Annotated in this window: 26 protein-coding genes and 1 other RNA gene; 6 read left to right on the plus strand and 21 right to left on the minus strand. The window is 41.2% G+C overall.

The window, feature by feature from the left end:
- Positions 1–220: 220 nt before the first annotated feature.
- The 3 genes from ACWODM_RS12975 to gdhA form a co-directional block, all read right to left on the minus strand.
- Positions 221–799, minus strand: a complete 579-nt coding sequence (locus ACWODM_RS12975) for a YdhK family protein (RefSeq protein WP_455321792.1) — start codon at positions 797–799, stop codon at positions 221–223.
- 132 nt (positions 800–931) lie between these two features.
- The gene (locus ACWODM_RS12980) at positions 932–2,278 is read right to left on the minus strand and encodes a glucose-6-phosphate isomerase (RefSeq protein WP_455321793.1); all 1,347 of its coding nucleotides are present in this window, start codon (positions 2,276–2,278) and stop codon (positions 932–934) included.
- A gap of 88 nt (positions 2,279–2,366) precedes the next feature.
- Positions 2,367–3,713 carry an NADP-specific glutamate dehydrogenase gene (gdhA, locus tag ACWODM_RS12985; RefSeq protein ID WP_455321794.1) on the minus strand — a complete coding sequence of 449 codons (1,347 nt, stop codon included), beginning with the start codon at positions 3,711–3,713 and terminating at the stop codon, positions 2,367–2,369.
- A 111-nt stretch (positions 3,714–3,824) separates the two neighbouring features.
- On the opposite strand from gdhA, the gene ACWODM_RS12990 reads away from it, so the two are divergent.
- Complete coding sequence (locus ACWODM_RS12990; protein WP_455321795.1) at positions 3,825–5,087, plus strand: NAD(P)/FAD-dependent oxidoreductase; 1,263 nt, start codon at positions 3,825–3,827, stop codon at positions 5,085–5,087.
- A gap of 41 nt (positions 5,088–5,128) precedes the next feature.
- On the opposite strand, the gene ybaK is transcribed toward ACWODM_RS12990, so the two are convergent.
- Genes ybaK through ACWODM_RS13005 form a run of 3 tightly spaced genes read right to left on the minus strand, consistent with a single transcriptional unit; the run spans position 5,129 to position 7,565 of the window.
- Positions 5,129–5,611: a Cys-tRNA(Pro) deacylase gene (gene ybaK / locus ACWODM_RS12995; RefSeq protein ID WP_455321796.1), complete on the minus strand. Its 483-nt coding sequence runs from the start codon at positions 5,609–5,611 to the stop codon at positions 5,129–5,131.
- 13 nt (positions 5,612–5,624) lie between these two features.
- Positions 5,625–6,380 (minus strand): type I 3-dehydroquinate dehydratase, encoded by a 756-nt coding sequence (aroD, locus tag ACWODM_RS13000; RefSeq protein WP_455321797.1) that lies wholly within the window; start codon positions 6,378–6,380, stop codon positions 5,625–5,627.
- Between the two features lie 18 nt (positions 6,381–6,398).
- Positions 6,399–7,565, minus strand: a complete 1,167-nt coding sequence (locus tag ACWODM_RS13005; protein ID WP_455321798.1) for a class I SAM-dependent rRNA methyltransferase — start codon at positions 7,563–7,565, stop codon at positions 6,399–6,401.
- A gap of 210 nt (positions 7,566–7,775) precedes the next feature.
- Here ACWODM_RS13005 and ACWODM_RS13010 point away from each other — a divergent pair, with 210 nt between their 5' ends.
- The 3 genes from ACWODM_RS13010 (at position 7,776) to ACWODM_RS13020 (ending at position 11,295) form a co-directional block, all read left to right on the plus strand.
- Positions 7,776–9,914, plus strand: a complete 2,139-nt coding sequence (locus ACWODM_RS13010; protein ID WP_455321799.1) for an LTA synthase family protein — start codon at positions 7,776–7,778, stop codon at positions 9,912–9,914.
- Between the two features lie 170 nt (positions 9,915–10,084).
- Entirely contained in the window at positions 10,085–10,834 is a 750-nt protein-coding gene (locus ACWODM_RS13015) for a hypothetical protein (protein ID WP_455321800.1), read from the plus strand.
- Positions 10,813–11,295 carry a hypothetical protein gene (locus tag ACWODM_RS13020; protein WP_455321801.1) on the plus strand — a complete coding sequence of 161 codons (483 nt, stop codon included), beginning with the start codon at positions 10,813–10,815 and terminating at the stop codon, positions 11,293–11,295. Before ACWODM_RS13015 ends, ACWODM_RS13020 begins: the two co-directional genes overlap by 22 nt.
- Before the next feature lie 49 nt (positions 11,296–11,344).
- On the opposite strand, the gene ACWODM_RS13025 is transcribed toward ACWODM_RS13020, so the two are convergent.
- From ACWODM_RS13025 to ACWODM_RS13035, 3 genes are read right to left on the minus strand one after another with little or no spacing between them, the layout of a single operon-like run.
- Positions 11,345–12,790, minus strand: coding sequence for an ATP-binding protein (locus ACWODM_RS13025; RefSeq protein WP_455321802.1), 1,446 nt, complete (start codon positions 12,788–12,790; stop codon positions 11,345–11,347).
- Positions 12,790–13,503 carry a winged helix-turn-helix domain-containing protein gene (locus tag ACWODM_RS13030; protein ID WP_455321803.1) on the minus strand — a complete coding sequence of 238 codons (714 nt, stop codon included), beginning with the start codon at positions 13,501–13,503 and terminating at the stop codon, positions 12,790–12,792. The genes ACWODM_RS13025 and ACWODM_RS13030 overlap by 1 nt, the downstream gene beginning before the upstream one ends.
- Positions 13,484–13,834, minus strand: coding sequence for an SdpI family protein (locus tag ACWODM_RS13035; protein ID WP_455321804.1), 351 nt, complete (start codon positions 13,832–13,834; stop codon positions 13,484–13,486). Before ACWODM_RS13035 ends, ACWODM_RS13030 begins: the two co-directional genes overlap by 20 nt.
- Before the next feature lie 148 nt (positions 13,835–13,982).
- On the opposite strand from ACWODM_RS13035, the gene ACWODM_RS13040 reads away from it, so the two are divergent.
- Positions 13,983–14,753, plus strand: a complete 771-nt coding sequence (locus ACWODM_RS13040) for a Cof-type HAD-IIB family hydrolase (RefSeq protein ID WP_455321805.1) — start codon at positions 13,983–13,985, stop codon at positions 14,751–14,753.
- A 457-nt stretch (positions 14,754–15,210) separates the two neighbouring features.
- On the opposite strand, the gene ACWODM_RS13045 is transcribed toward ACWODM_RS13040, so the two are convergent.
- The 6 genes from ACWODM_RS13045 to ACWODM_RS13070 all read right to left on the minus strand — a co-directional run bounded on the left by ACWODM_RS13045 (position 15,211) and on the right by ACWODM_RS13070 (position 18,938).
- Positions 15,211–15,435 (minus strand): phBC6A51 family helix-turn-helix protein, encoded by a 225-nt coding sequence (locus ACWODM_RS13045; protein ID WP_455321806.1) that lies wholly within the window; start codon positions 15,433–15,435, stop codon positions 15,211–15,213.
- A 149-nt stretch (positions 15,436–15,584) separates the two neighbouring features.
- Positions 15,585–16,133 (minus strand): hypothetical protein, encoded by a 549-nt coding sequence (locus ACWODM_RS13050; protein WP_455321807.1) that lies wholly within the window; start codon positions 16,131–16,133, stop codon positions 15,585–15,587.
- Between the two features lie 71 nt (positions 16,134–16,204).
- Positions 16,205–17,173, minus strand: a complete 969-nt coding sequence (locus ACWODM_RS13055; protein WP_455321808.1) for a tyrosine-type recombinase/integrase — start codon at positions 17,171–17,173, stop codon at positions 16,205–16,207.
- A gap of 150 nt (positions 17,174–17,323) precedes the next feature.
- Positions 17,324–17,690, minus strand: a transfer-messenger RNA (tmRNA) gene (gene ssrA / locus ACWODM_RS13060).
- Between the two features lie 101 nt (positions 17,691–17,791).
- On the minus strand, positions 17,792–18,262 hold the full coding sequence (locus ACWODM_RS13065; RefSeq protein WP_455321809.1) for a GAF domain-containing protein: 471 nt from the start codon (positions 18,260–18,262) through the stop codon (positions 17,792–17,794).
- Positions 18,263–18,275: 13 nt separating this feature from the next.
- Positions 18,276–18,938, minus strand: a complete 663-nt coding sequence (locus ACWODM_RS13070; RefSeq protein ID WP_455321810.1) for a winged helix-turn-helix domain-containing protein — start codon at positions 18,936–18,938, stop codon at positions 18,276–18,278.
- A gap of 189 nt (positions 18,939–19,127) precedes the next feature.
- On the opposite strand from ACWODM_RS13070, the gene ACWODM_RS13075 reads away from it, so the two are divergent.
- Entirely contained in the window at positions 19,128–20,387 is a 1,260-nt protein-coding gene (locus ACWODM_RS13075; RefSeq protein WP_455321811.1) for a peptidoglycan DD-metalloendopeptidase family protein, read from the plus strand.
- Between the two features lie 111 nt (positions 20,388–20,498).
- On the opposite strand, the gene ACWODM_RS13080 is transcribed toward ACWODM_RS13075, so the two are convergent.
- The 6 genes from ACWODM_RS13080 to ACWODM_RS13105 all read right to left on the minus strand — a co-directional run bounded on the left by ACWODM_RS13080 (position 20,499) and on the right by ACWODM_RS13105 (position 22,774).
- Positions 20,499–20,750 (minus strand): hypothetical protein, encoded by a 252-nt coding sequence (locus tag ACWODM_RS13080; protein ID WP_455321812.1) that lies wholly within the window; start codon positions 20,748–20,750, stop codon positions 20,499–20,501.
- Between the two features lies 1 nt (position 20,751).
- Positions 20,752–21,312, minus strand: a complete 561-nt coding sequence (locus tag ACWODM_RS13085; RefSeq protein ID WP_455321813.1) for a hypothetical protein — start codon at positions 21,310–21,312, stop codon at positions 20,752–20,754.
- 24 nt (positions 21,313–21,336) lie between these two features.
- Positions 21,337–21,702 (minus strand): hypothetical protein, encoded by a 366-nt coding sequence (locus ACWODM_RS13090; protein WP_455321814.1) that lies wholly within the window; start codon positions 21,700–21,702, stop codon positions 21,337–21,339.
- A 72-nt stretch (positions 21,703–21,774) separates the two neighbouring features.
- Positions 21,775–21,894, minus strand: coding sequence for an RNA polymerase sigma factor (locus ACWODM_RS13095; protein ID WP_455321815.1), 120 nt, complete (start codon positions 21,892–21,894; stop codon positions 21,775–21,777).
- Complete coding sequence (locus ACWODM_RS13100) at positions 21,884–22,231, minus strand: RNA polymerase sigma factor (protein WP_455321816.1); 348 nt, start codon at positions 22,229–22,231, stop codon at positions 21,884–21,886. Before ACWODM_RS13100 ends, ACWODM_RS13095 begins: the two co-directional genes overlap by 11 nt.
- Positions 22,232–22,339: 108 nt before the next feature.
- Positions 22,340–22,774: a universal stress protein gene (locus tag ACWODM_RS13105; RefSeq protein ID WP_455321817.1), complete on the minus strand. Its 435-nt coding sequence runs from the start codon at positions 22,772–22,774 to the stop codon at positions 22,340–22,342.
- Positions 22,775–22,968: the final 194 nt, after the last annotated feature.

Below are 22,968 nucleotides of genomic sequence, written 5' to 3' on the forward strand. Positions count from 1 at the left end.
ACTCGCGCGAAAGACGGTCTTTTTGTGTCTAATTGTAGACTAAACGTCAAGATAAATACGGCCACTTCATCCGATATTTCCTTGAAGAATGTTTTATTCTTTATTACTCCTGTAGTTTTCTCCAACGATTGTCCTTGTCCACCTTTACTCTCCCTTCTGATTTCACAGCAAAAACAAGCCGGACGCAAAAGAACGTCCGACTTGTTTCCACTATTTGCTATTATTCTTCTGTCATTTCATCTTCGGTAACCCACATGTGGTTAGTCATCATTTCTCCGCCATCTGTCGGTTGATAATTCACAACGTAAACTGTGCCTTCAATAGCGTCCGTCACGACAGCAGTCGCTCCTTGCATGCCTTCCATGTGATCAGCCTCCAAAACAACAGTGTCTCCTGGTAAAGCCGGATTGCCGGGATCTTGTAATTCCTCATGAACGACCCATTTGTGATTCGCTACTTCTGGCCCATCATCAGTTGGTGTGTAGGTCACTTCATAGATCGTCGTGTCATACGCACCTGCTACAGTCGCCTCTGCCCCGTCCATTCCTGGCATATGCGTAGCTGTCAACTTGACAGTTGCTCCTATTGGATACTTAGGATCTACTGCCGGCACCATGTTGGCAGGAATTTCTCCTGAACCATGATGGTGCATCATTTCTTCCTCGGTGTCTGACGTCGATGCTTCTGTAACAGTCGAATGTTCTTCATGTTCTGAATCCTGTGTGTCTGTTGAGGCACATGCGCCTAAAATCAGTAAAAAACTTCCTACAAACAACGAAACAAACATTCTTTTTTTCATCGCTCTCACCTTTCCTTTTCTATTCTCTTCTTTCATTGTAACAATTTCACATGAATCCGTAAAAAGAAAAGACGTTGGAAAAAGAAAAGAAGCTGGGGAAGATCATTTCCAATCTTCCTCAGCTTCAATTTTTTATAGACGTTCGTTCAATTCTTTTGCTAACTCTTCGAAACCTGGTTTGCCAAGAAGGGCGAACATATTACGTTTGTAATCTTCCACACCTGGTTGGTCAAATGGATTCACACCATTCATATAACCAGAAAGACCAACAGCAATTTCAAAGAAGTACATTGTATAACCTAATGTGTACTCATCCATTTCTGGAATCTTCACTAGCAAGTTCGGTACATTTCCGTCAGTATGTGCCAACAGTGTACCTTCAAAAGCTTTCGTATTAACAAAGTCGACTTCTTTTCCTTGAAGATAGCCTAAACCATCCAAATCAGCATCCTGTAAAGGAATATTGATTGATTTGCGCGCTTTTTCAACTTTTACAACTGTTTCAAAAACATTTCTTTGACCATCCTGAATCGTTTGACCGATCGAATGTAAATCAGTAGAGAAGTTCGCACTTGAAGGATAGATGCCTTTTTGATCTTTCCCTTCAGATTCGCCGTACAATTGTTTCCACCATTCAGAGAAATATTGCATTCCTGGCTCATAATTGACCAAGATTTCAATGATTTTTCCTTTGCGGTACAAAATATTGCGGAATGCTGCATACTGGTAAGCTTCATTCTCTTTCAAGTCATCGCTTGAATAAGCAACACGAGCATCGGCTGCCCCTTTCATCAACGCATCGATATCTGCTCCACTAACAGCGATCGGTAACAAACCAACCGGAGTCAAGACAGTGAATCGACCACCGACATCATCAGGAATAATGAATGTTTCCCAACCTTCTGCATCGGCTTCAACTTTTACAGCACCACGAGCACGGTCTGTCGTTGCATAAATTCGTTTGTTTGCTTCTTCTTTCCCATATTTTTTGATCAGCATTTCTTTGAAAATACGGAATGCGATCGCTGGCTCAGTGGTTGTCCCTGATTTAGAGATCACGTTCACAGAGAAATCACGGTCGCCAATCAGTTCGATCAGATCACATAAATAAGTAGAAGAAATCGAGTTGCCGGCAAATACAACTTGAGGTGTTTTACGTTCTTCTTTTGGTAGCGCATTGTAGAAAGAATGCTGTAAAAACTCGATCGCTGCACGAGCACCTAAGTAAGATCCTCCAATACCGATAACAACTAACACGTCAGAATCAGATTTGATTTTTTCAGCTGCTTTTTTCACACGATCAAATTCTTCTTTATCATAATTCTCAGGTAGATCGATCCAGCCTAAAAAGTCACTTCCTGGACCTGTACCTTCACGCAATGCCTTGTCTGCTGCCGAGACTTGGCTTTGTAAGAAATCTAATTCATGCTCTCTTACAAATGGAGCTACTTTTGAATAATCAAATGAAATATGTCCCATCTTGAATCCTCCCTAAAAAAATAAAGTAGTAGTTTCATTACACCTACTACTTTACTTTCTTTGACCTTTTTTTTCAAGTAAATTCTGACTAAACTAAGCCTTGTGCTTGCATTGCTTTCGCAACTCTGGCAAATCCTGCAATATTTGCTCCCAACATGAAGTTGTTTTCTGCACCAAATTCCTGTGCAGTGTCGCGGCATGCTTCGTAAATATTTTGCATAATACCATCTAAACCTGTATCCACTTCTTCTTTTTCCCATTGTAGACGTTGAGAATTTTGACTCATTTCAAGTGCCGATACAGCTACACCACCGGCATTTGCAGCTTTCCCTGGGCAATAGTATACCTTGTGTTCGATAAAGTATTCTGCTGACTCCAATGTACTTGGCATGTTGGCACCTTCAGCCACAACTCTCACGCCATTAGCTACCAGACGTTTTGCCTGTTCTATTTCGATCTCATTTTGAGTCGCACATGGGAAGGCTAACTCAGCTTCCAAATCAAAGTCCCAAACAGAACCTTCATGGTATTCTGCTTGTGAACGTTCAGAAGCATAAGCGGTCAAGCGTTCACGCTTCACTTCTTTGATGTCTTTTAGAAGCTCCAGATCGATCCCGTCTTTGTCATAAATAAAACCATTAGAATCTGAACAAGTTACAGGCTTGGCACCTAATTCTTGTAATTTCTCGATTGCATAGATGGCTACGTTCCCACTTCCGGAAACGATCGCTGTTTTTCCTTCGAAGTTTTCTTCTAAGTCAGCAAGTAAATGTTTGACAAAGTACACGGCACCGTAACCAGTTGCTTCAGTACGGCCTTTGCTGCCCCAGAAGTCCAACGGTTTTCCAGTCAACACGCCTGCATCGTATTGTTTTAAGCGTTTGTATGTTCCATATAAATAACCGATTTCACGTCCACCGACACCGATATCCCCTGCAGGAACGTCTGTATCTGGTCCGATGTGTTTAGAAAGCTCTGTCATGAAGCTTTGACAAAAACGCATGATTTCAGCGTCTGATTTGCCTTTGGGATCAAAATCACTGCCACCTTTACCGCCGCCAATCGGTAATCCTGTCAAACTATTTTTAAAGATTTGTTCAAATGCTAAAAATTTCAAAATACTCAAGTTGACACTTGGGTGGAAGCGCAAGCCACCTTTATAAGGTCCAAGTGCGGAGTTAAACTGAATACGATAACCACGATTGACTTGCCAGTTGCCCTTGTCATCTTGCCAAGGCACACGGAATTGGATCAAACGTTCTGGCTCAGTGATCAACGCCAACAGATTGTTTTCTTCGTACTCAGGATGTTTTTCTAAGAAAGGAACAATTGTCGCTAAAAATTCATCTACTGCTTGCAGAAACTCTGCTTGGTTAGCATCCTTGTCATGGATTTCTTTTTGAATGCTTTTTACATATTCTGATGCTTTTGTCATGAAAATACCCCCTTGATTTGGTAGTATGATTTTAGCAGAAAATTTTTTTAATTGCACGCAAATTATGATAATTTTTTTAATTTTCAAACTATTTATTCTGAGGTGAGAGAGATGGATGCAACATATGACGTGATTGTTGTTGGTGGAGGAACCAGCGGATTGATGGCCACAATCGCTGCCGCAGAGAACAATGCGAAAGTTTTATTGATAGAAAAAAACAAGCGATTCGGACGGAAACTTCTCATGACAGGTGGCGGACGCTGCAATGTCACAAATAACCGTTCAGTGGAAGATTTGATTCAGCATATCCCGGGAAATGGCAAATTTTTATACAGCACCTTTGCTCAGTTCAACAATCAAGACGTGATGGCTTTTTTTGAGTCACAAGGTGTTTCTTTAAAGGAAGAAGATCATGGCAGAATGTTCCCGGTCACCGATAAATCCAAAACGATCGTGGAAGCACTCCTGCAGCGAGTAAAAGAACTCAATGTAACGATTGCGACGAATACGGTAGTGAAAAAGCTATTGCATGAAGGACAAATTACTGGAGTTGCAACAGAGTTTGAAGAATTTCAAGCTCCCTGTGTTATTTTGACGACAGGCGGAAGAACTTATCCTTCCACTGGTTCGACAGGCGACGGCTACAAACTAGCTAAGAAAGTCGGACATACGATCGCTCCTTTGTATCCGACAGAATCTCCCTTGGTTTCTGAAGAAGCTTTTATTCAAGAAAAAACCTTACAGGGACTATCTTTGCGAGATATTGAATTGTCTGTTTTGGATGAAAAGAACAAAGCCGTGACCACGCACAAAATGGATCTGCTTTTTACCCATTTCGGCTTGTCAGGTCCTGCAGCGTTGCGTTGTTCTTCTTTTGTTAATCAACTGCTGGAAAAACAAGCAACGGTCCAAGTCTCCTTAGATTGCTTTCCTGACACAGATACTAATAAGCTAACACAACAGCTACTGGCGACTGTCAAAGACAACAAAAAGGTTCTGAAAAATGCCCTCCAAGCTTTTTTACCAGAACGTCTACTCCATTTTTATCTAGACATACTCGAACTAGCGGACCTACCTGCCCATCAATTAACCGAGGATCAGGCAGCTGCGATCGTTCATTTGTGGAAAGATTATCGAATCGCGATCACCAAAACCTTTCCACTAGAAAAATCTTTTGTTACTGGTGGCGGGATCAATCTGAAGGAAATCAATCCTAAAACGATGGAAAGTAAACAGATGCCTGGTCTGTTCTTTGGTGGCGAATTGATCGACATCAACGGGTATACCGGTGGTTTCAATATCACTGCTGCATTTTGTACCGGTCATTCTGCTGGAGTCCATGCGGCTGAAGTTGCTGCTTATTTTAGTTATTGACCACATAAAAAAGAGTTGGCACATGCGCCAACTCTTTTTTGCTATCCCAAGATTTCCACAAAGTCTGCCCCTACCACCTTAGCCAGATCTGCTGGTTTCAATTCCATCTGCAAACCACGACGACCAGCTGAAACAATCACCGTGTCCAAAGTTTCCGCAGAGCTATCGATATAGGTTGGGAACAACTTTTTCATTCCCACTGGTGAACAGCCTCCTCGGATATAACCGGTCGTTGTCTCCAAGTCACGCAAATGCAGCATCTCAACCTTCTTGTTTCCGCTGGCTTTGGCAATTTTCTTTAGATCCAGCTCCCGATCTCCGGGAATGACTGCCACCAAGGGGCCTGTTTTATTGCCCATTGCTAACAATGTTTTGTAAATTTTTTCAGTTTGTCCCAATTGCTTCGCAGCTTCATCTGCTCCCGAATGTTCCTCCGACCATTCATACCGATGCTCGGTATAAGGGATTTTTTGCTGCTCAATCAAACGAATCGCATTGGTTTTTACTGGCTTTTTTTTTGCCAACTTCTGTCACTTCCTATTTTTCAGTTACACGCAGGGTCTCCAATATTTCCTTTAATTGTGCCACGGGGATCTGACCCGGTGCAGAGGCTTGATCCAAAGATCCAAAGGTAAAGACGGAGCCTGTGATCTCACCCGTGATCCGAGTCACTTTTCCCAGATCTCCCATCGCCATCACTGCTAAAGGCAGTTGGTTGAAGCCTCTTGCCTTAGAAACGATCCCCATGATTCTTAAAACATCTTGAAGCTGTTGCGGCATCGTCGCCAGTTTACCGATATCTGCGCCAAACTGATTCATCACATTGATTCGAAACACAAGGGTGGCGTCGTCGGGTGTCTTTTCAAAATCATGGCTGCTCATAATGATCTTGACCTTGTTTTCTTTTAACGCTGCTACAAATCCTCGTCCCAAAAATTCCACTCTGGCTAACTCGACATCGATCAAATCGATTTTTTGACTGGCTGCGGCTGAAAGACACAACTGCTGATATTCAGTCAGCGTCATCGCTTTTTCTCCGCCTTCCTCTTTCGTCCGAAACGTAAATAGCAGAACTTTCTGAGGTAAGGCTTCACGAATCACTGTCAATGCGTCTAAGACGTCTTCCATCACATGAACATTTTCAAAATAATCCACACGCCACTCAATGATATCGGCAGCCGTCTGATTGGCTTTCTCCGCCTCTAGCTGCAATTCTTCTGTAGTGTTGCCGACCAGTGGTACACAAATCTTTGGCTGGCCTTCACCTAATGTCAACTCTTTTACTTGTAACAACGACGACACCCCCATTTATTATTGTTTTAACTGATAAACATAGACTTTTAAATAATTTCCTTCTGGAAAACCGGCATAAACAGTAAAATCATCTGGCAAGCGATAGGCGGCAGTCTGTTCGTAGGACACGCCTTTTTTATCCAAAGCGTCTTCAATCAGCTGCTGAAATTTTTCAGGTGAAAGATTGGCGGCATTTGTTGAGGCAATGATCGTTCCCTGCGGATGTAGAATATCGACGCTGTCTTCGATCAGGTCGCCATAATTTTTAGCAACACTGAATACCTTCTTCTTATTGCGAGCAAAGCTGGGTGGATCTAGTACGATCAGATCAAAGAGCAACTCTTTTTTCTTCGCATACTTGAAATACTCAAAGGTGTCCATCACATGAATCTTCTGTTGCTCCAGATCCAATCCATTCACTGTAAACTGTTCTTTGGTCTTAGGTAGGCTGCGTTTAGCCAGATCAACGCTGGTTGTTTGGACCGCGCCTCCCATAGCTGCTGCGACAGAGAAAGCACCTGTATAGCTGAACATATTGAGGACGGTTTTTCCTGAAGCCAAACCATCTGACAAACGTCCTCGCACTTCATGCTGATCAAGAAAGATCCCCGTCATCAAACCTTCATTCAAATAGGTGGCATAGACAATGCCATTTTCCTTGATCAATAAAGGTTCGGGTGCTTCCTTCCCATACATTTGCTTACTTTCTGGCAAGCTTGACTCAAAACGGATCTTCTCGTACGCCCCTTTGATCTCAGGAAAGATTTTCTTGAAGGCAGTCACGATCGTCTTTCTATTGAAATAGAGCGTTTCATTGTACCAAGAAAAAACAGCGAAATCCTCGTACAAATCTACGATCAAACCTCCCAGACCATCGCCTTCTCCATTGACCAATCGAAAAGCTGTTGTTTGCTCATTCCTGTAATAATGATTCCTGCGATTTTTGGCGGCTGCGAATCGTTCGGCAAAAAAAGAGACATCCAGTTCGCGATTTTCTCTTGTTAAAATCCATCCGATCCCCTTGTTTTGTTTGCCTAAATAGCCTTTGGCAACCAGGTTTCCCTGAGTATCTGTAAATGTGACCCATTCATTGGTCTCAACGGGTCGGACCAAATCTTCAGACTGAATCAACGGATAATCTTTTTTGATTTTTTTGACTGCTTTTTGTGTGACTGTTATCTTCATTTTGCTTACACCTGCTTCATTCTCAATACGTTTAGTATAACAAAAACCCGATTTTTTGTCTGCTGCATCTGTTTTTAAAGAAAAAATTAATTTAAAGGTCGTATTCCTTATTTTATTGACACGCTTTCTTGTCCCTAGTAGAATAAGAAAGATGATTGCAAATGTGAATTTTATTCATACTTGATTTCAAGAAAGCGAGGAACTATTCCCTTGAAAAATTTTAAATTACCAAACTTTTTAAATACTCGTCTAGGATTTTTCAGCTTATTAGCTGTTTTGTTTTGGATAAAAAATATCGTAGCCTATCTAACAGAATTCAATTTGGGCATTGAAAGCTCGATGCAGTACTTCATCCTGTTCATTAACCCGATCGCAACAACGCTCTTGCTACTTTCGATCGCCTTGTATGTCAGACGAACCAAGCTGTCCTATGCGACACTCTTATTCATCTATCTGTTAATGACTGTCTTGCTTTTCGCAAATGTCACCTATTATCGTGAGTTTACAGATTTTATCACGATCAATACGATTCTTGGTGCCGGAAAAGTAGCCAGTGGACTTGGTGAAAGTGCCTTGAAGCTTTTCCAACCAGCCGATTTGTTCTATTTCCTTGATTTTATTCTGATCGTCGCTGGACTGATGACGAAGAAAATCAAAATGGATACCGAACCGATCCGAGCACGCGTGGCCTTGGCGGTCTCTACTTTAGCGATTATGATTTTCTCTGGGAACCTCTTTCTAGCAGAGACGGATCGTTCCGGTTTGTTGACTAGAACTTTTTCAAGAGATTACCTAGTAAAATATCTTGGGTTGAATGCTTTCACTGCTTACGATGCGGTTCAGACGTACAAAACGACACAAGTTCGTGCTGAAGCAAGTCCCAACGATATGAAGGAAGTAGAAGATTATGTCCACGGACATTATGCCGCACCTAATGAAGACATGTTTGGTATTGCTGAAGGTAAGAATGTCATTTACATCCATTTGGAAAGTGTGCAGCAATTTCTGATTGATTACAAATTGAAAGACGAAAACGGTGTTGAGCACGAAGTTATGCCATTCATCAATAGTCTTTTTCATGACCAAAGTACCTACAGCTTCGACAACTTTTTCCATCAAGTAAAAGCCGGAAAAACGAGTGACGCTGAAACATTATTGGAAACCTCTTTATTCGGACTGAACCAAGGAGCTTTCTTCACGCAGTTTGGTGGTAAAAACACCTTTGAAGCAGCACCTGATATTTTGAAACAAACCAAGGGCTACACTTCTGCTGTATTCCATGGAAATGCTGGAAACTTCTGGAACCGTAACGAGATCTACAAACGATTCGGTTACGATTATTTCTTCGACTCTTCTTATTATGATGTCAACGAAGAAAATTCATTCCAGTATGGTCTGCATGACAAACCCTTCTTTGAACAATCCGTTCAATACCTGGAACATTTGCAGCAGCCTTTCTATTCAAAATTTATTGCCGTTTCTAATCATTATCCTTACGCAGAATTCACGAACGATGATGCTGGATTCCCAATGGCCAATACACCGGATGATACGATCAATGGTTACTTCGCTACAGCCAACTATTTAGATAAATCAGTAGAAGAATTCTTCCACTATTTGAAAGAAAGTGGTTTGTATGAAAACTCTGTAATCGTTCTGTACGGTGATCACTATGGTGTTTCTAACGGACGCAATCGCAATTTGGCAGAGTTGGTCGGTAAATCAAGTGCCACTTGGAACGACTTTGACAACGCCCAAATGCAACGTGTCCCATTTATGGTTCATCTTCCCGGTCAAGACGGTGGTGGAGTGAGTCATACCTACGGCTCGCAAATCGATGTCTTGCCAACTGTTTTGCATTTGCTAGGTGTTGATACACAAAACTTTATCCAGTTAGGTCAGGATCTGTTTTCAGACGATCATCAGGAAATGGCTGTTTTCAGAGACGGTTCATTCATGACATCAAAATACACCTACTACAATGGTACCTTGTACAACAACTCTTCGAAGCTCGCTATGAACATGCAGACCGAAGAGATGCAGGCAGAATTTGATCAATTGCAAAATGAAGCCAATCGTCAGCTGGAAATTTCTGACAAAGTCAATAACGGAGATTTGTTACGTTTCCATACAGCAAGCGGTTTAGAGCCTGTTGACCCAAGCGAGTACAGTTATAAAAATATCATGGAAAGAATGACCTCGATTGAGCGAGAATTAGGAGAAGACTCTACTAGCCTCTTCTCACAAAACAACAACGAATCGACTGTTGATCTTTATGATACGAAATCTTATCAGGAATACAATCCTGATGTCGTTGTAGAGGAAAATACTGAAGAAACTACTGAATAGAAAAACTGAAAAGAAAGATCCTGAAAAATGGATCTTTCCTTTTTTTTTGTGTGATTTTATGATTTATTTTTTTCTTTCTCATCGATACTTTCGCTTTTTTACTATAAGATATTCATAGTTTTTTCAAAATCATCCGCTATATTTAAAGTAAGAAAGTGAGGATGAGAAACATGATTAGGTTTGCTTTGGCTAGTTTGAGATATCATAAGCGATCAACCGTTCTGTATACTCTTTTACTGGTCATCGGTTTTAGTCTACTACTTTTTTTGAATAGTTTACTAGAATCTCTTCCACTGCTTTTCAATCAGACCAAAGAGCTAATAACTTCTTCTGGCTATCAGGAAGAAGAAAGCTTTATTTTGCAACAATTACGACAATCACAGGAACAATTGAGGCTGGTTTATACATATATTCGCGATCTCAGATTACCACTCTTGCTGGCCTTCTTCTTTGTCTTTTTTCTCTTTGGGCAAATCAAAAAAGATCAGGAATTGCTTGCTTGGTATCAATCGGGTAGTTCGGTTTATGCTTGGATGCGTTTTAATTTAGCCGAGCATCTCTCACCGATTCTTTTACTGGCAATTGTCTTTAGTATGGTTTTTCTAATTTTTCAGCATAGTCTTGGTAATCTTGTCTTGGAAACACATCTAAAAGCGATGGACTCGCTCAATGAGCTTTCTGTCAACATTCAGGTCATGGAAGACGATTCCCTGAATCGTTTGTTGATCCGTTTTCCACGGACCAATCAAGCGCTCTTCTCATCACTTCAGTTATCGAGTCATGAGTGGTTCCGTATGTTCTTTTCGTCACTGTGGAAGACCTTGGTGACCCTAGGAGGTCTGCTGGGTTCTATGAGTCTGTGTATTTCAGGAAGCTATAGTTATTGGAGGTATCATCAATGGAAAAATCAATCTCTTTAGCCGATCTACCCGCTGGTTTTTATCTGGTTCGAGCAGATCAATGTGCCAAAAACCTTTTTCAGTCTCCCCGTCCATTTTCTTTGAAAACAATCGGAATGGTGACAAAAAATATTCAGATCCTCCCTTTTCTTTCCTTAAAAGACAATCTTCTATTGGGAGTGAAAAAACATCGACAGCTTGAGATTTCAACCTATCTTTCCTTAGTTGAACTTTCTCCCGAAATTTTGTCTCAAGAGGAATTGACTCCCTTGGAAAAAGTCAAACTGCAGCTGGTACGTCAACTGCTCCAGGAAAAAAAGATCCTTCTACTTAATCGCTGTTACAAGGAATTGTCTGTCAAAGATGTTCAATGGCTACTTCCCTTCTGTCATCAACTTGCGCATGACAAACAGCTTAAAATCATTTTATTCAGCTCAGACAAGCAACTTTGTCAAACACCCTATATTGACCAGATATTTTAGAAAAAGACCTTAAGAAAGCATATTAGCTTTCTTAAGGTCTTTTGTTGGCTTATTCTGTGATCTCCACATCAGGGAAACTAATTCTAAAGGTCGTTCCTTGTCCCAGCTCACTCTTCACATCGATGGATCCTTTGTGAAGACGGACTAACTGTTGGACGATCGGTAAACCTAGACCAGACTCACCGAATTGACGATTTTTACGAGAAGGGTCTGCTTTGTAATAGCGATCCCAAATATTCTTCAATTGTTCTTCGCTCATACCGATCCCCGTGTCCGCAATCTCGACAATCGTTTCTAGATAGCCTTTCTCGATCTTGATTCGAATCTCACCGTTTTCAGTAAATTGGATCGCATTTTGGATAATGTTGACAACAATCTGAACAAAACGATCATAATCAGCAAACACCTCGATGTCTTCCGTAGTTTCCAAAATCAATTGATTGTTCGCTGCCTTTGCTTTGCGTTTTAATTGCGTCAAAATACCCTTCAATGCTTCGGTTCCATTGAATTTTTTGACTACGATCGAGATTTGGTCGGTTCGAATTTTTTCATAATCCAGATTTTCATTGACCAAACGAATCAAACGTTCCGTCTCATTTTTCATCAGTCGAATCGCATTGTCTCTTTGATCTTCAGGGATCGCATGATACTCCAATCCTTCTAGCAGACCATTGATTGTCGTCAGTGGTGTCCGCATCTCGTGAGAGGCATCTGCCATGAACTGACGTCGGCGCTCTTCCTGTCGTTCGATCTCTTTTTGTGATTCCTTTAAAGAAACAGTCATTTTATTGAAGTCCTCTGCCAGCTCATCAAATTCATCGCGATTGTGGACTGGCAAGATACTGTCAAAATTGCCATTCGCAACTTCTTTGGTCGCCCGTTTCATACGATTGATCCTGCGTACCTGGAAGGTAGCATAAAAATAACTGATGATCAACGCCAAGACGCCGGACAAGGCAAAACCTTTGATCAGATTCACGGTGAATTCATCTGCGGTGCTTTTTACGTTTTCAGCAGGCTGGGTCACGATCAGCGCCCCGTAAAAAACATTCGCCAGATTGACCGGAATCATGGTATAGGAAGTCACTTCCGTTTCACCAAAAATATTTGTATCAGTGGTAAACTGCTGCTTCTGACCTTCCTCTAGTCTTTCCCAGTAACCATTCACTGAAAAATTGATTGCTTGCTCTGGAGCCACGGGATACAGCACTTCCTTGTCTCGTTTTAGAAAGACAAAATTCACGCCCTGTTGATTCAAGATCACTTCTGACATATTCAACGAACGAACCAAATCCAGCTCTAGATCAAAGGATGAAGTCACTTCACTACGCATGCGCATCACTTCAACGACTGCATCTGCATAGCCAACAAGCTGTCTGTAATTATTTTCTTCGATCGTTTGTCGCGTCATCTGCATCAAGGCGATCCCGAGGGTCAAGAGTGTGATCACAATGACAAACCAGAAGGCCAGTAGCTGTTGATAAAGGTATCGCATTAGGCAACACCAGAATCATCAAATTTATAACCGACGCCCCAAACAGTCTGAATGACCTGTGGGCCGACTTTTTCAATTTTTTGGCGTAGCTTTTTGATATGAGCATCGACAGTTCGCTCATCACCAAAATATTGATAATCCCAGACTAGCTCCAGAAGTTGTTCTCTGGAGAAAACCTGTCTCGGCTTTTTAGCCAATGTATACAACAAATCAAATTCTTTTGGTGTCAAGCCATCGATCGCCTGACCGTCTAGATACGCTTCCCGCGTTTTGACATTCATTTTGAAATGCTCTGTCTCAACGTCAAAATCTTGTTCACTGTCATTGGTAGCTGCTTTTTCTGCCAGCTCGCTTCGACGATGCAAGGCCTTGATCCGTGCAATCAGTGTTAACGGACTAAATGGCTTCGTCACATAATCGTCAGCACCTAACTCTAACCCGATCACCTGATCACTTTCAGAATCTCTGGCTGTCAACATAATGATCGGCACAGTGCTGGAAACCTCCCGAATTTTACGAGCCACGACCATCCCGTCCATACTTGGTAGATTTAGGTCGAGAGTGATCATGTCCCATTTATCAGGATCTGCTAAAAACTCATCCAAGCCTTCCTTGCCGTCATATTTGAAAACAGCTTCCCAACCTTCATTCAAAAAGAACATTTGCATCATTTCTGACACCGATTCATTGTCTTCAATCATTAAGATATTCATTTCGTTCACCTCTATAGTTTTGATCAAATTTTTTTAATTTCATTTCAATACAGCCAAACATCGGGGCAACAAACCACGGGATCAGCAGTAGCTCCACCAAGAAAAAATTGGTGTTGTCCGTATATTTCAGCACTCCGCCGATGATTGCCATGCCTGCGCCAAAAAGCAGAAAAAACAGGGCGCTCATCTTTTGTGCATATCTCCAATGATCCTCACTTTGTCTGGACAAATACGTTCGATACCCATAAATCAGGTTTTCTTTTTTTGAGGGAACAACAAAAAATGCTAATCCCACCACCAAAAAAATAGTCCCTACTACTAAAAAAATCATCTTGTCACTCCTCGTTTCTTTACCTGTATCTAGTATACTCGAAATCCCCGATCCCACCAACAACTTCATATTTTTTTCAACAAACCTTTGTCTTTTTTTCAATCTTTGTTAAGATGAAATTACACTGATGACAAAAGGAGATTGAACGATGACTTACCGAGCTTTAGCTTTTTTCGATTTGGACGGTACACTTTTGGATCCTCATGCGCAAATAGCCCCAGAGATTGGTCCTGCAATGGCTCAATTGAAAGCCAATAATATTCTACCTGTGATCGCCACAGGACGAACGGAATTTGATTTTGATATGGTTCGTAAAAACACCGGAATCACCTCCAACATTGCCATGAATGGCGCTTTTATCCGAGTTGAAGGAAAAGAACTTTACAGCGAGAAAATCGATCCAAATGTTTCTCAACGAATGCTAGCCAGTGTTGCTGAAAAAAATCACAATGTCTCTTTTTACAATACGACCAACTGCTGGTCCAGCGGTCACGATGAAGCAACGGTGGAAACCTATCGCTTGCTAAATACCCCGCTGCCTGAGATTCAGCCAAATGGTTACCAAACTCAGGATGTCCATATGTTCCTTGTGATCGCACCAGATGGCGATGAATACTATCAAGAAACATTTCCAGAGCTGACCTTCTACCGAAACCTACCTTTCTCACTGGATACCGTCAACAAGGGAACTTCAAAAGGGACCGCTGTTGAACGACTGAAAAAAATGCTTCATTTGGAAAACGTCCCTACCTTTGCTTTTGGCGATGGGATCAATGATCTCCCACTTTTTGAAGCCTGTGATTATACGATCGCGATGGGCAATGCGATTGACGGTTTGAAAGAAAGAGCCACCTTTATCACTAAAAAAAATTCTGACGGTGGCATCGTCCACGGCTTGAAACATTTTGATTTGATCTGACACTATTTAAAAGAAGCTGCGTGATTACGTAGCTTCTTTTTTGAACGTTCTATTGCCTAATCAGTGATAGGTCACTACTCGTTACTAGCTAAAAAAAGCCCCTAAACGCTGCTACTGCAACACTTAGAGACTTGCTCCATATGGAGACGGCGGGAGTCGAACCCGCGTCACAAGTTTGATTTCAGTTTTTTACCGTCCGTTAAAGATACATACTGTAGACCAACAGCACAAAACAGTGTGAATGAACTTCTGCCGTACTGGTTCAATTAATTTACAGTTACTTTAACACATATCTGGGCGGAAAAGCAAGCAGTTTACGGTTAAATAACAGATTCCCTCTGCTACGCAACTACCCCCAGTGGTAAATTGTACTTCCTTCATCTACTGTTCCTCATTGTAATATTCCTCATTATATTCCTGTTTGTACTGTTCCAATGACAGTCCCATTTCTTCTGCTTTAACAGTTAGCGCCAGAGTCTGTAACAGTCTTAGCCTGTGCAACCAATGCTTGACGGAATTTATCTTTCTTCAGCCAGTCATAAATGGTTTGACGTGAAACTCCTACTTCATCTGCAATAGCCTGTTTAGACATAGATTCACCTGTTGGTGTTCTTCCTACCAGTAAATCAATTGCATACTCCTGTTGTTCTGTTAACTTTGATTGGTGAATGTTAACTAACATACGTTACCTCCTTACACTGTAAATAGTCCCCCCATAGAAAAAAGCAGCAAGACAATTAAGTCTCACTGCATGGAAGGAATGGTCAGTGACAGTTCTAACCATTTTCTATATATTAGTACACTGTAGCAAGTAAATAGCAGACAACTATATTAAAATTGTACTGTAATTGTCTCAGAGTCGCTGTGTTCATCTGCAGGAACAAAGGTGAATGCTATTTCATCCTCAGCATTCAACAGCTCATACGTCAGTTTAACTCCCCATTCTCCACCTACTGCATTAGGAAAGTGAACGTCAGAGTCTGTATCTGCATAAGCACCTGACACCTCTGTTAGTAACTCTCCGTCCTGTTGAACATCAATACCTGTTAGTGCTCCAGTAAACTTAGACTCCTGCGGTAAGCTGTCATTGATCCAACTTAGTTCCAGTGTAGCATAGTAGCTACCGTCTTCCTCTGTTAACGTAACTGACTTTGGGTTGATAGTAACGTCAGTAAAACTAAATGAATCATCTGCAGTAAAGGTAGTTACTGCATCCTCAGTTACTTCTGAAGACGCTGTGTCTACTGCTGAAGACTCTGCAACAGACTCTGACTCTTCTGGAAACAAGTCAACATCCACCTCAGACGTATCTACACAGGCAACAAACCAAAACAGTAGTACTGCTAACGTAACTCCAACTCCGACTAACCCTTTTTTCATATGAATAAACTCCTTTATATATATTCTGTAATTTTATTGTAACAACAGTGTGACAGTAGGTCAATGTTGCATTAAAGATACTGCTTCAGTGACTCTGCCACTTCCTCTTTGGACAGATACAGATACTTACTGGTTGTAACAGTATCAGTGTGTCCCAGTGCTTTACTGATCAGCGAAATAGGTGCATCCTTCTTCATCAGATTGGTTGCAAATCCTCTGCGTAAAGCATGTGGATTGATGTTCTGCAGATTCAACTCATTCCCGTACCTTCCCAGTCTCTTCTGCACCACATTGTTGTTAAAGCTGCTCTGTACCTGATTGCCCTGTTCCGTAATGAACACGTAGGAGTTCCGCTTCTTCTTTCTACTGCGGATAATCTTGTTGTGGTCAGTAAGTGCTCTTAGTAACAACAGTAAGTCCTCATCCAGTGGCAGTTTCAGCCAGTCATGATTCTTCATAATATCTGCAGACAGAAGAAGCTGCTTACTTGAATAGTCCACGTGTTCCTCCTTAAGACTGCTCAGAGTCGCTAACCTGATTCCTGTCCTGTACATCAACAGAATAGCTGTAGCATCCCGTAACTGGTGCCAATTGGATAAGTCCAGCACAGACAGCAGAATCCTGATATCATCATCTGTAGCTGCAGGCTTTACTTTAGTATCAACTTTAATCTGAATATTCTTCCAGAACTTACTGGGAATCCATCCATTGTCAAAGCATCTACTGAGTACTGCTTTAAAACTCTTTAATCTGATATTCCTTGTTGCGTTAGACGTTCCTTCCATACTGGACAGCCACTGGAAGATACTTTCTACAGTGATCTCCGATAAGTACTCCTGATCAACAGTCTGAACGTAGCTAAGAGTCCATTTCCTGTATTCATGGAGTGTCCGTTCCCTTCTGCCTAACAGCTTTAACTGCTTTAAAATAACATCCAGAGCATCCAATATCTTCATACCGCCTTGCTGATTTCCACTGTTTTCTCCAGTAAATTTCAGGTCAATTTTTGCATTAGTAACCCTGTAAATCCCTTGTCCCACAGTGCATACACCTCCCTCATCTTAAAAATATGTTAAAACCAACTGAGTACGTGTCACCGTTCATTAACATCTGTTAGACCACAGAGCACAAAAAGAGTCTCCAAACACTGCGGTAACAGCATTCAGAGACTCACTGAAACTTATTGCTCCATATGGAGACGGCGGGAGTCGAACCCGCGTCCAAACATATCGCTACCCAAAAATCTACGCTCATAGTCAGTTCGATTTAAGAGATTCGCTAGATAATCCGCCGAATGACAGGCTGTTTATTTCGCTAGTCTGATGTTCTCTTCCTATACTTGCAGACGGAAAGAATAGGTGTATCCCACTTAGAATAGGACCCTGACCCGAGCACATGGGCGATGCCGGGAGGATCTACGTTAACTGTTTTTAGGCAGCTAAAGCGTAAGAGTTATTGTTTTTAGCAGTTATATTTAACTGTAACGTTTTTACGTAGACGTAACCTACGAAGCGCAATTCGGGCTCAAACTATGCCTGTCGAATCCGTAACGTCCCCTTGATTAAAAAGGGGTATCACTACCAAATAACAGTATAGCATAATTCGACGGGAATTCAACCGAAAAGTTCTGACCAGTCTTGACTAATCAAATTTGTCCCTTACAAGACACTCAGCAGTATGTCGACATATTTTTCCAAATATTCCTGGTCTATCTCATCATAACCATGTGTTTTGCTGCTATCGATATCTAAAACACCAATCAAACGTCCATTCTTTACCATTGGCACTACGATTTCAGACATTGCAGCAGAATCACATGAGATATAATTGTCATGTTCTTTGACATTAGCAACGATCACTGTTTCTTGCTTTTCCGCAGATTCTCCACAAACACCTTTTCCAAGTTTGATTCTCGTACAAGAAACTTTCCCTTGAAAAGGACCTAGAATCAGCTCTCCTTCTTCAAATAAATAATAACCTGCAAAGACTGTATCCTTTAAGGTTTCGTTCAATAAAGCAGAAGAATTGGATAGAGAAGCGATCCAGTGTGCTTCTGCTTCCAATAATCCTTTTTGCTGTAGTAATAATAATTCATATGCTTGTTTTTTTTCTTCTGATGTTTGCCACATACTGCACCTCTTCTTATTCATTTGGTTTTGCTTCAAAACGGTACCCGCGCCCGTGAACCGTTCGAATGTATTCAAACTCTCTGTTCTTTACTACTAATTTTCGGCGCAAATTTTTGATATGGGTATCAATCGCTCGATGGGTTCCTCGCTGATTGTTCAATAATACCAACAGCTCATCTCGCGAGTAGACTCGATTGGGATGCTGCATAAACTGAAGCAATAGTTGATATTCAGAAGCGGTCAAGATGACTTCCTGTCCTTCCACATAAACCTGCTGCGTCGCCATCTGCAACACTAGTTCTTCCTGATTGTAGCTAAGTGCTTCTGGTAAATGATGACGCTCCATCAACCGAAAGATTGCTTTGATCTTCGCTAAAAACTCGTACTTGCTCAACGAGAAGGACCACATCACATCTATGCCTCTATTTAAAAACTGACAGCGTTGTTCCTCCGTCAAATTCTCATTAAAAATAATATACCACGTTTTTCCTTTTGAATCTTCTGAAAGAAATGACCCTTCAATCGTTGGATATTGATCTGGAAATAGGAGAAGAATGTTCTGATCCTCCCTGATCTGAGTAGACACAAGACAAGTCACAAAAGGTAACTCTGAACGCAGACAATCCAAGTATTTTTGATAATTTTGGGGTTGATTCGATACTAATTGAATATTCATTCTCTCACCTCGATTTCATTATACACGAAGTCAAAATTTTCAACATCACAGATTGTAACAACTCAATTATTTTTGTTTCAATTGGATTAAAAGTGCTATATTTCAAATTATTTCTCAATTACTCACACAAAACTCACAATTGTTTCATATATTAGATAAAGTGAAGAATATATTTATGCGAGGTTATCTATGATTAAGTTGAAAAAAACAGCAACCCTTGCGTTGCTTACCGCTCTGCTAGCCAGCCCATCGCTAGCTTATGCAGATGATTTAGACAATAAGATCAAAGAACAAGATCAAAAAATCGAATCTTTGCAAGAAGATCAAAAAGAAGCCGAAGGGCAACTTGCACAAATCCAAGCAAACGTGGATCAGATCGAACAAGAAATAAACGATCTGTTGGCTGATAAAGCAAAAGAAGAAGAACGTTTGAATGAATTGAACGAGGAAATAGAAGAGTTAAAAATCGTGATCGCCAAGCGTGATGAACAGCTGAAACAACAAGCGGTCGATGTGCAGACCAATCAAAGCGCCGACAACTTCCTGGAAGCAATCTTAACAGCTGACTCTCTAAATGAAGCTGTGGGTCGTGCACTTGCTGTTTCAACAATCGTTGGAGCAAACAACGATATCTTGAAAGAGCAACAAAAAGACAAAGAGAAGCTGGAAGAGCTTCTAGCTGAAACGGAAGAACGTCTACAAGTGATCGAAGATAAAAGTGCTGAACTTCAAGTCAAGCAGCAGGAATTAGTTGAAGCTCAATTGGATCAAGAAGTATTGATCAATGAACTCCAATCTTCCGTTGCGACTGAGAAAAAACAAAAAGAAAAATTTGTTAAACAAAAAGAAGAAGCCGAACGCAAGCGCCAAGAGCAGTTAAAAGCCTTGGAAGAACAACGCAAACAAGAAGAAGAAGCTCGTAAAGCCATTCAAGAACAGGCCACAGTCTCTTCTGTGAAGAGCGCCTCTTCATCGTCTGCTAGCTCGTCTTCATCAGCTGGTTCTTCTGCATCAGTATCAGTAAATACGCAAGCAGCAGCACCGTCCGTAAATTCTTCGGGCTGGATGTCTCCGGTCAGCAACGTCTCTGTCTCTAGTCCTTATGGTCCCCGCGCCAATCCAACAGGGGCCGGTTCTGAGTTCCATAAAGGGATCGACTTAGTTGGTTCTACGGGTACTCCGATCTTTGCTGCTAAAGCAGGAACTGTCGTTCAAACTGGTTTTGATACTGGTGGTGGCAATTATATCATTGTCAGCCATGACGACGGCTATTATTCTCATTATCTGCATTTGAGCAGTATTGGTGTTTCCAATGGACAAAGTGTCAGCCAAGGTCAAACGATCGGTGGCATGGGAACCACTGGCCGTTCAACTGGTACACACTTGGATTTCCGTGTAGGGACAGGAATCTGGTCAGGATTTGTTGATCCAACATCATTTGTTATGTAAGCAAAAAGAACGAATCGCAGGATTCGTTCTTTTTTTGTTTACCCCAATGTTCTCAACGCGATCAATACGAAAATGACTCCTGGATAAATCAATTGCTTACCAAGAGTAAGATCACGATCCTTCCACGCAAGCAGCAAGGTAATCGCAGCGACCACTTCCTAATACTGTTGGATGCAAACTGCCACTCAACAATCTCTGAATCCAGCTAACGGTTGTCGGCTCATTCAAGACTGCATCATAAAAAATGAACGCATTCCGATTCACTATTCTCCCCAAAACGGTGACTTGATAAACAAAAAATGCTAAGAAATAAAGCGAATAGCTTTTAACTATAAACATCCAAATTGTTTTAAAACGTTCCACTTTAATTCCCCTCCCCTATTTGTGCCCCTTCAAGGATCACATCCGTCAACTGATTCAATTCTACCCGTACCACGGCCTCACGATTATTTTCCAACCATTCAGCCAAAATCTCACTGGAGGCAGAAACCCGCAGTGTACTGATCTTCACGCCATTGTAATCAACATAATCCTGAATATCTGCAAAATCATAAAATCTCAGATCTTGATTTGATCTAAAAAAGGTATTAAGATACTCGCTATTCTCCCAGCCTAAATGGCCATAGGTTGGGAAATAAGATGTTAAGTAATCCAGCCCCTCTTTGACTACATTCTCCACTAGCTGATCATAATCATTGGCAGTTTGTCCCTGCAGCATCCAATCAGAATAACCAAACTCTGAACTGTCCGCGTAGTCAATCCCATAATGCAGCACCTCCAGATCCGCGGTCCTCTCACGAACTTCACTTGGCAATAAAGGGATTTTTAAATAAATCGTCAAATCTGCCAATTTATACTGTCCCAGTTCTTTTAAATAGTCTAGAAACTTCTGTTCATCATCAGGTGTATAGCCAAGAACCGGCATTGTCGACGGCGTGAAGACATTTAACTAGCTGCTACGAACATCGAATCGTGTTAAATAATCAAACCAATACTGCGCTGTCACTTCATGGACAATTTCTGCCTGACCAGCTGTTTTAGCGATCAATGGGTAGATTTCTTCTTTCCCCAGAAAGGTTGAGCGAATCTGTAAATTCAATGGATCGTAATGTAGATTGCTTTGTGACATTTCGTACCAGTAAAAGCGATATTTTTCCAAATAATCGTCACGTAGTGGTTCTTCAACTGTGACAGTGATTCCTAAAGGATCAGATGGCAGACTACGCATAAGCTCGGCGTCATTGTGACTGTTTTTATAGTAAACCCAAGGGAACAAGTAGGAACAAGCAAGTAAAACCAAGCCCCAAAAAAGCACTTGATAAATTCCTGTCAGGATCAATTTCTGCTTCGATCGTTCTACTTATTTTTGAAATCGCTGGTATTTTTTTCATTCATCGCTGTCACTCCTTAATTTTTTTCTTGCATGAAAAATCCGTGATTTTACTGTACTGACTGACAGTTTTAAGATCAATGAAATTTCTTCATAAGAGTATCCTCTAGCAAACAAGACCAGAGGATACTCTTAATTTTTCGGTCAGACCATCGATTTGTTGAATCCTTTCCTGCTGAGTGATTTTTTCCAATGTCTGATCAGCAGCTGGTAAAAAGTACTCATAGTCTTCTGGCAATAAATCGAGCTTCTTTTTCCGGTAATAATCATACAGGGTATATTTGGCGATCGTGAAGAGCCAAGCTTCGAAATCATCCGGTTGCTTCTTCGGTAAAGCCAGCATGACTTTGATGAAGACATCGTGTACCAAATCTTCCGCTTGAAAAGAATCCTTCACTTTTCCTCGGAAATAGTGTTGGAGCTTTTCATAATATAAAACGATCCATTCCTCCAACCCTATTTCCCCCTTTTCTTCTATGTATGACGGACGAGACTTGAAAAAGTTGCAAAAAAAAAAAGCAGATACTCTAATTGTTTGAGAGTATCTGCTAAGAGGATGTTGCTATTTGACAACCATCACATTGCATATTGCATGATTGACAACAAAGGCGGTTGTAGAACCAATCAAAGCTTGGGTAAGGGCTCCCTTACCGGTCGATCCCATGATAATCAAATTGATGCCATACTCTTCTGGAATGTCGACAGCTAATTTGCGTTTTGGAGATCCTACTTCAATGACCGGCTGTACGTTCTCGATTCCCGCTTCTTTCACTTGATTGACTTTTTTTGTCAAAAAGTCCTCAACAAACTCTTTTTCATCATGCAACAATTTAGAAAAGGCATAAGCACTTGTCGTCAACTCTACATCATTGATGATCCATGCCAGATACACGGTGGCATTATTCCTTTTGGCGATCTCAACTCCTTCATCAAATGCTTTCTCGGACTGTTTGGAACCATCTACTGCTATCAATACTTTGTCATACGTTTCTAACATTGTAAACGCCCCCTTTTTCTATATTATAGCACTCTGATTTCGATCAAGCAAAACGTAGCCTCAAGGGGTATGTGTCAAATTTTTTGAGGTTGAATAAAAAAGCAGCTGACTTCACTTAAATTTTGTTATTAGTACCTCACTTGCGTTCGGTTTGCCTAGTTATTTCTAATGGAAAAATTTTTTCCATTAGAAAT

Source organism: Enterococcus olivae (genome assembly GCF_053760925.1).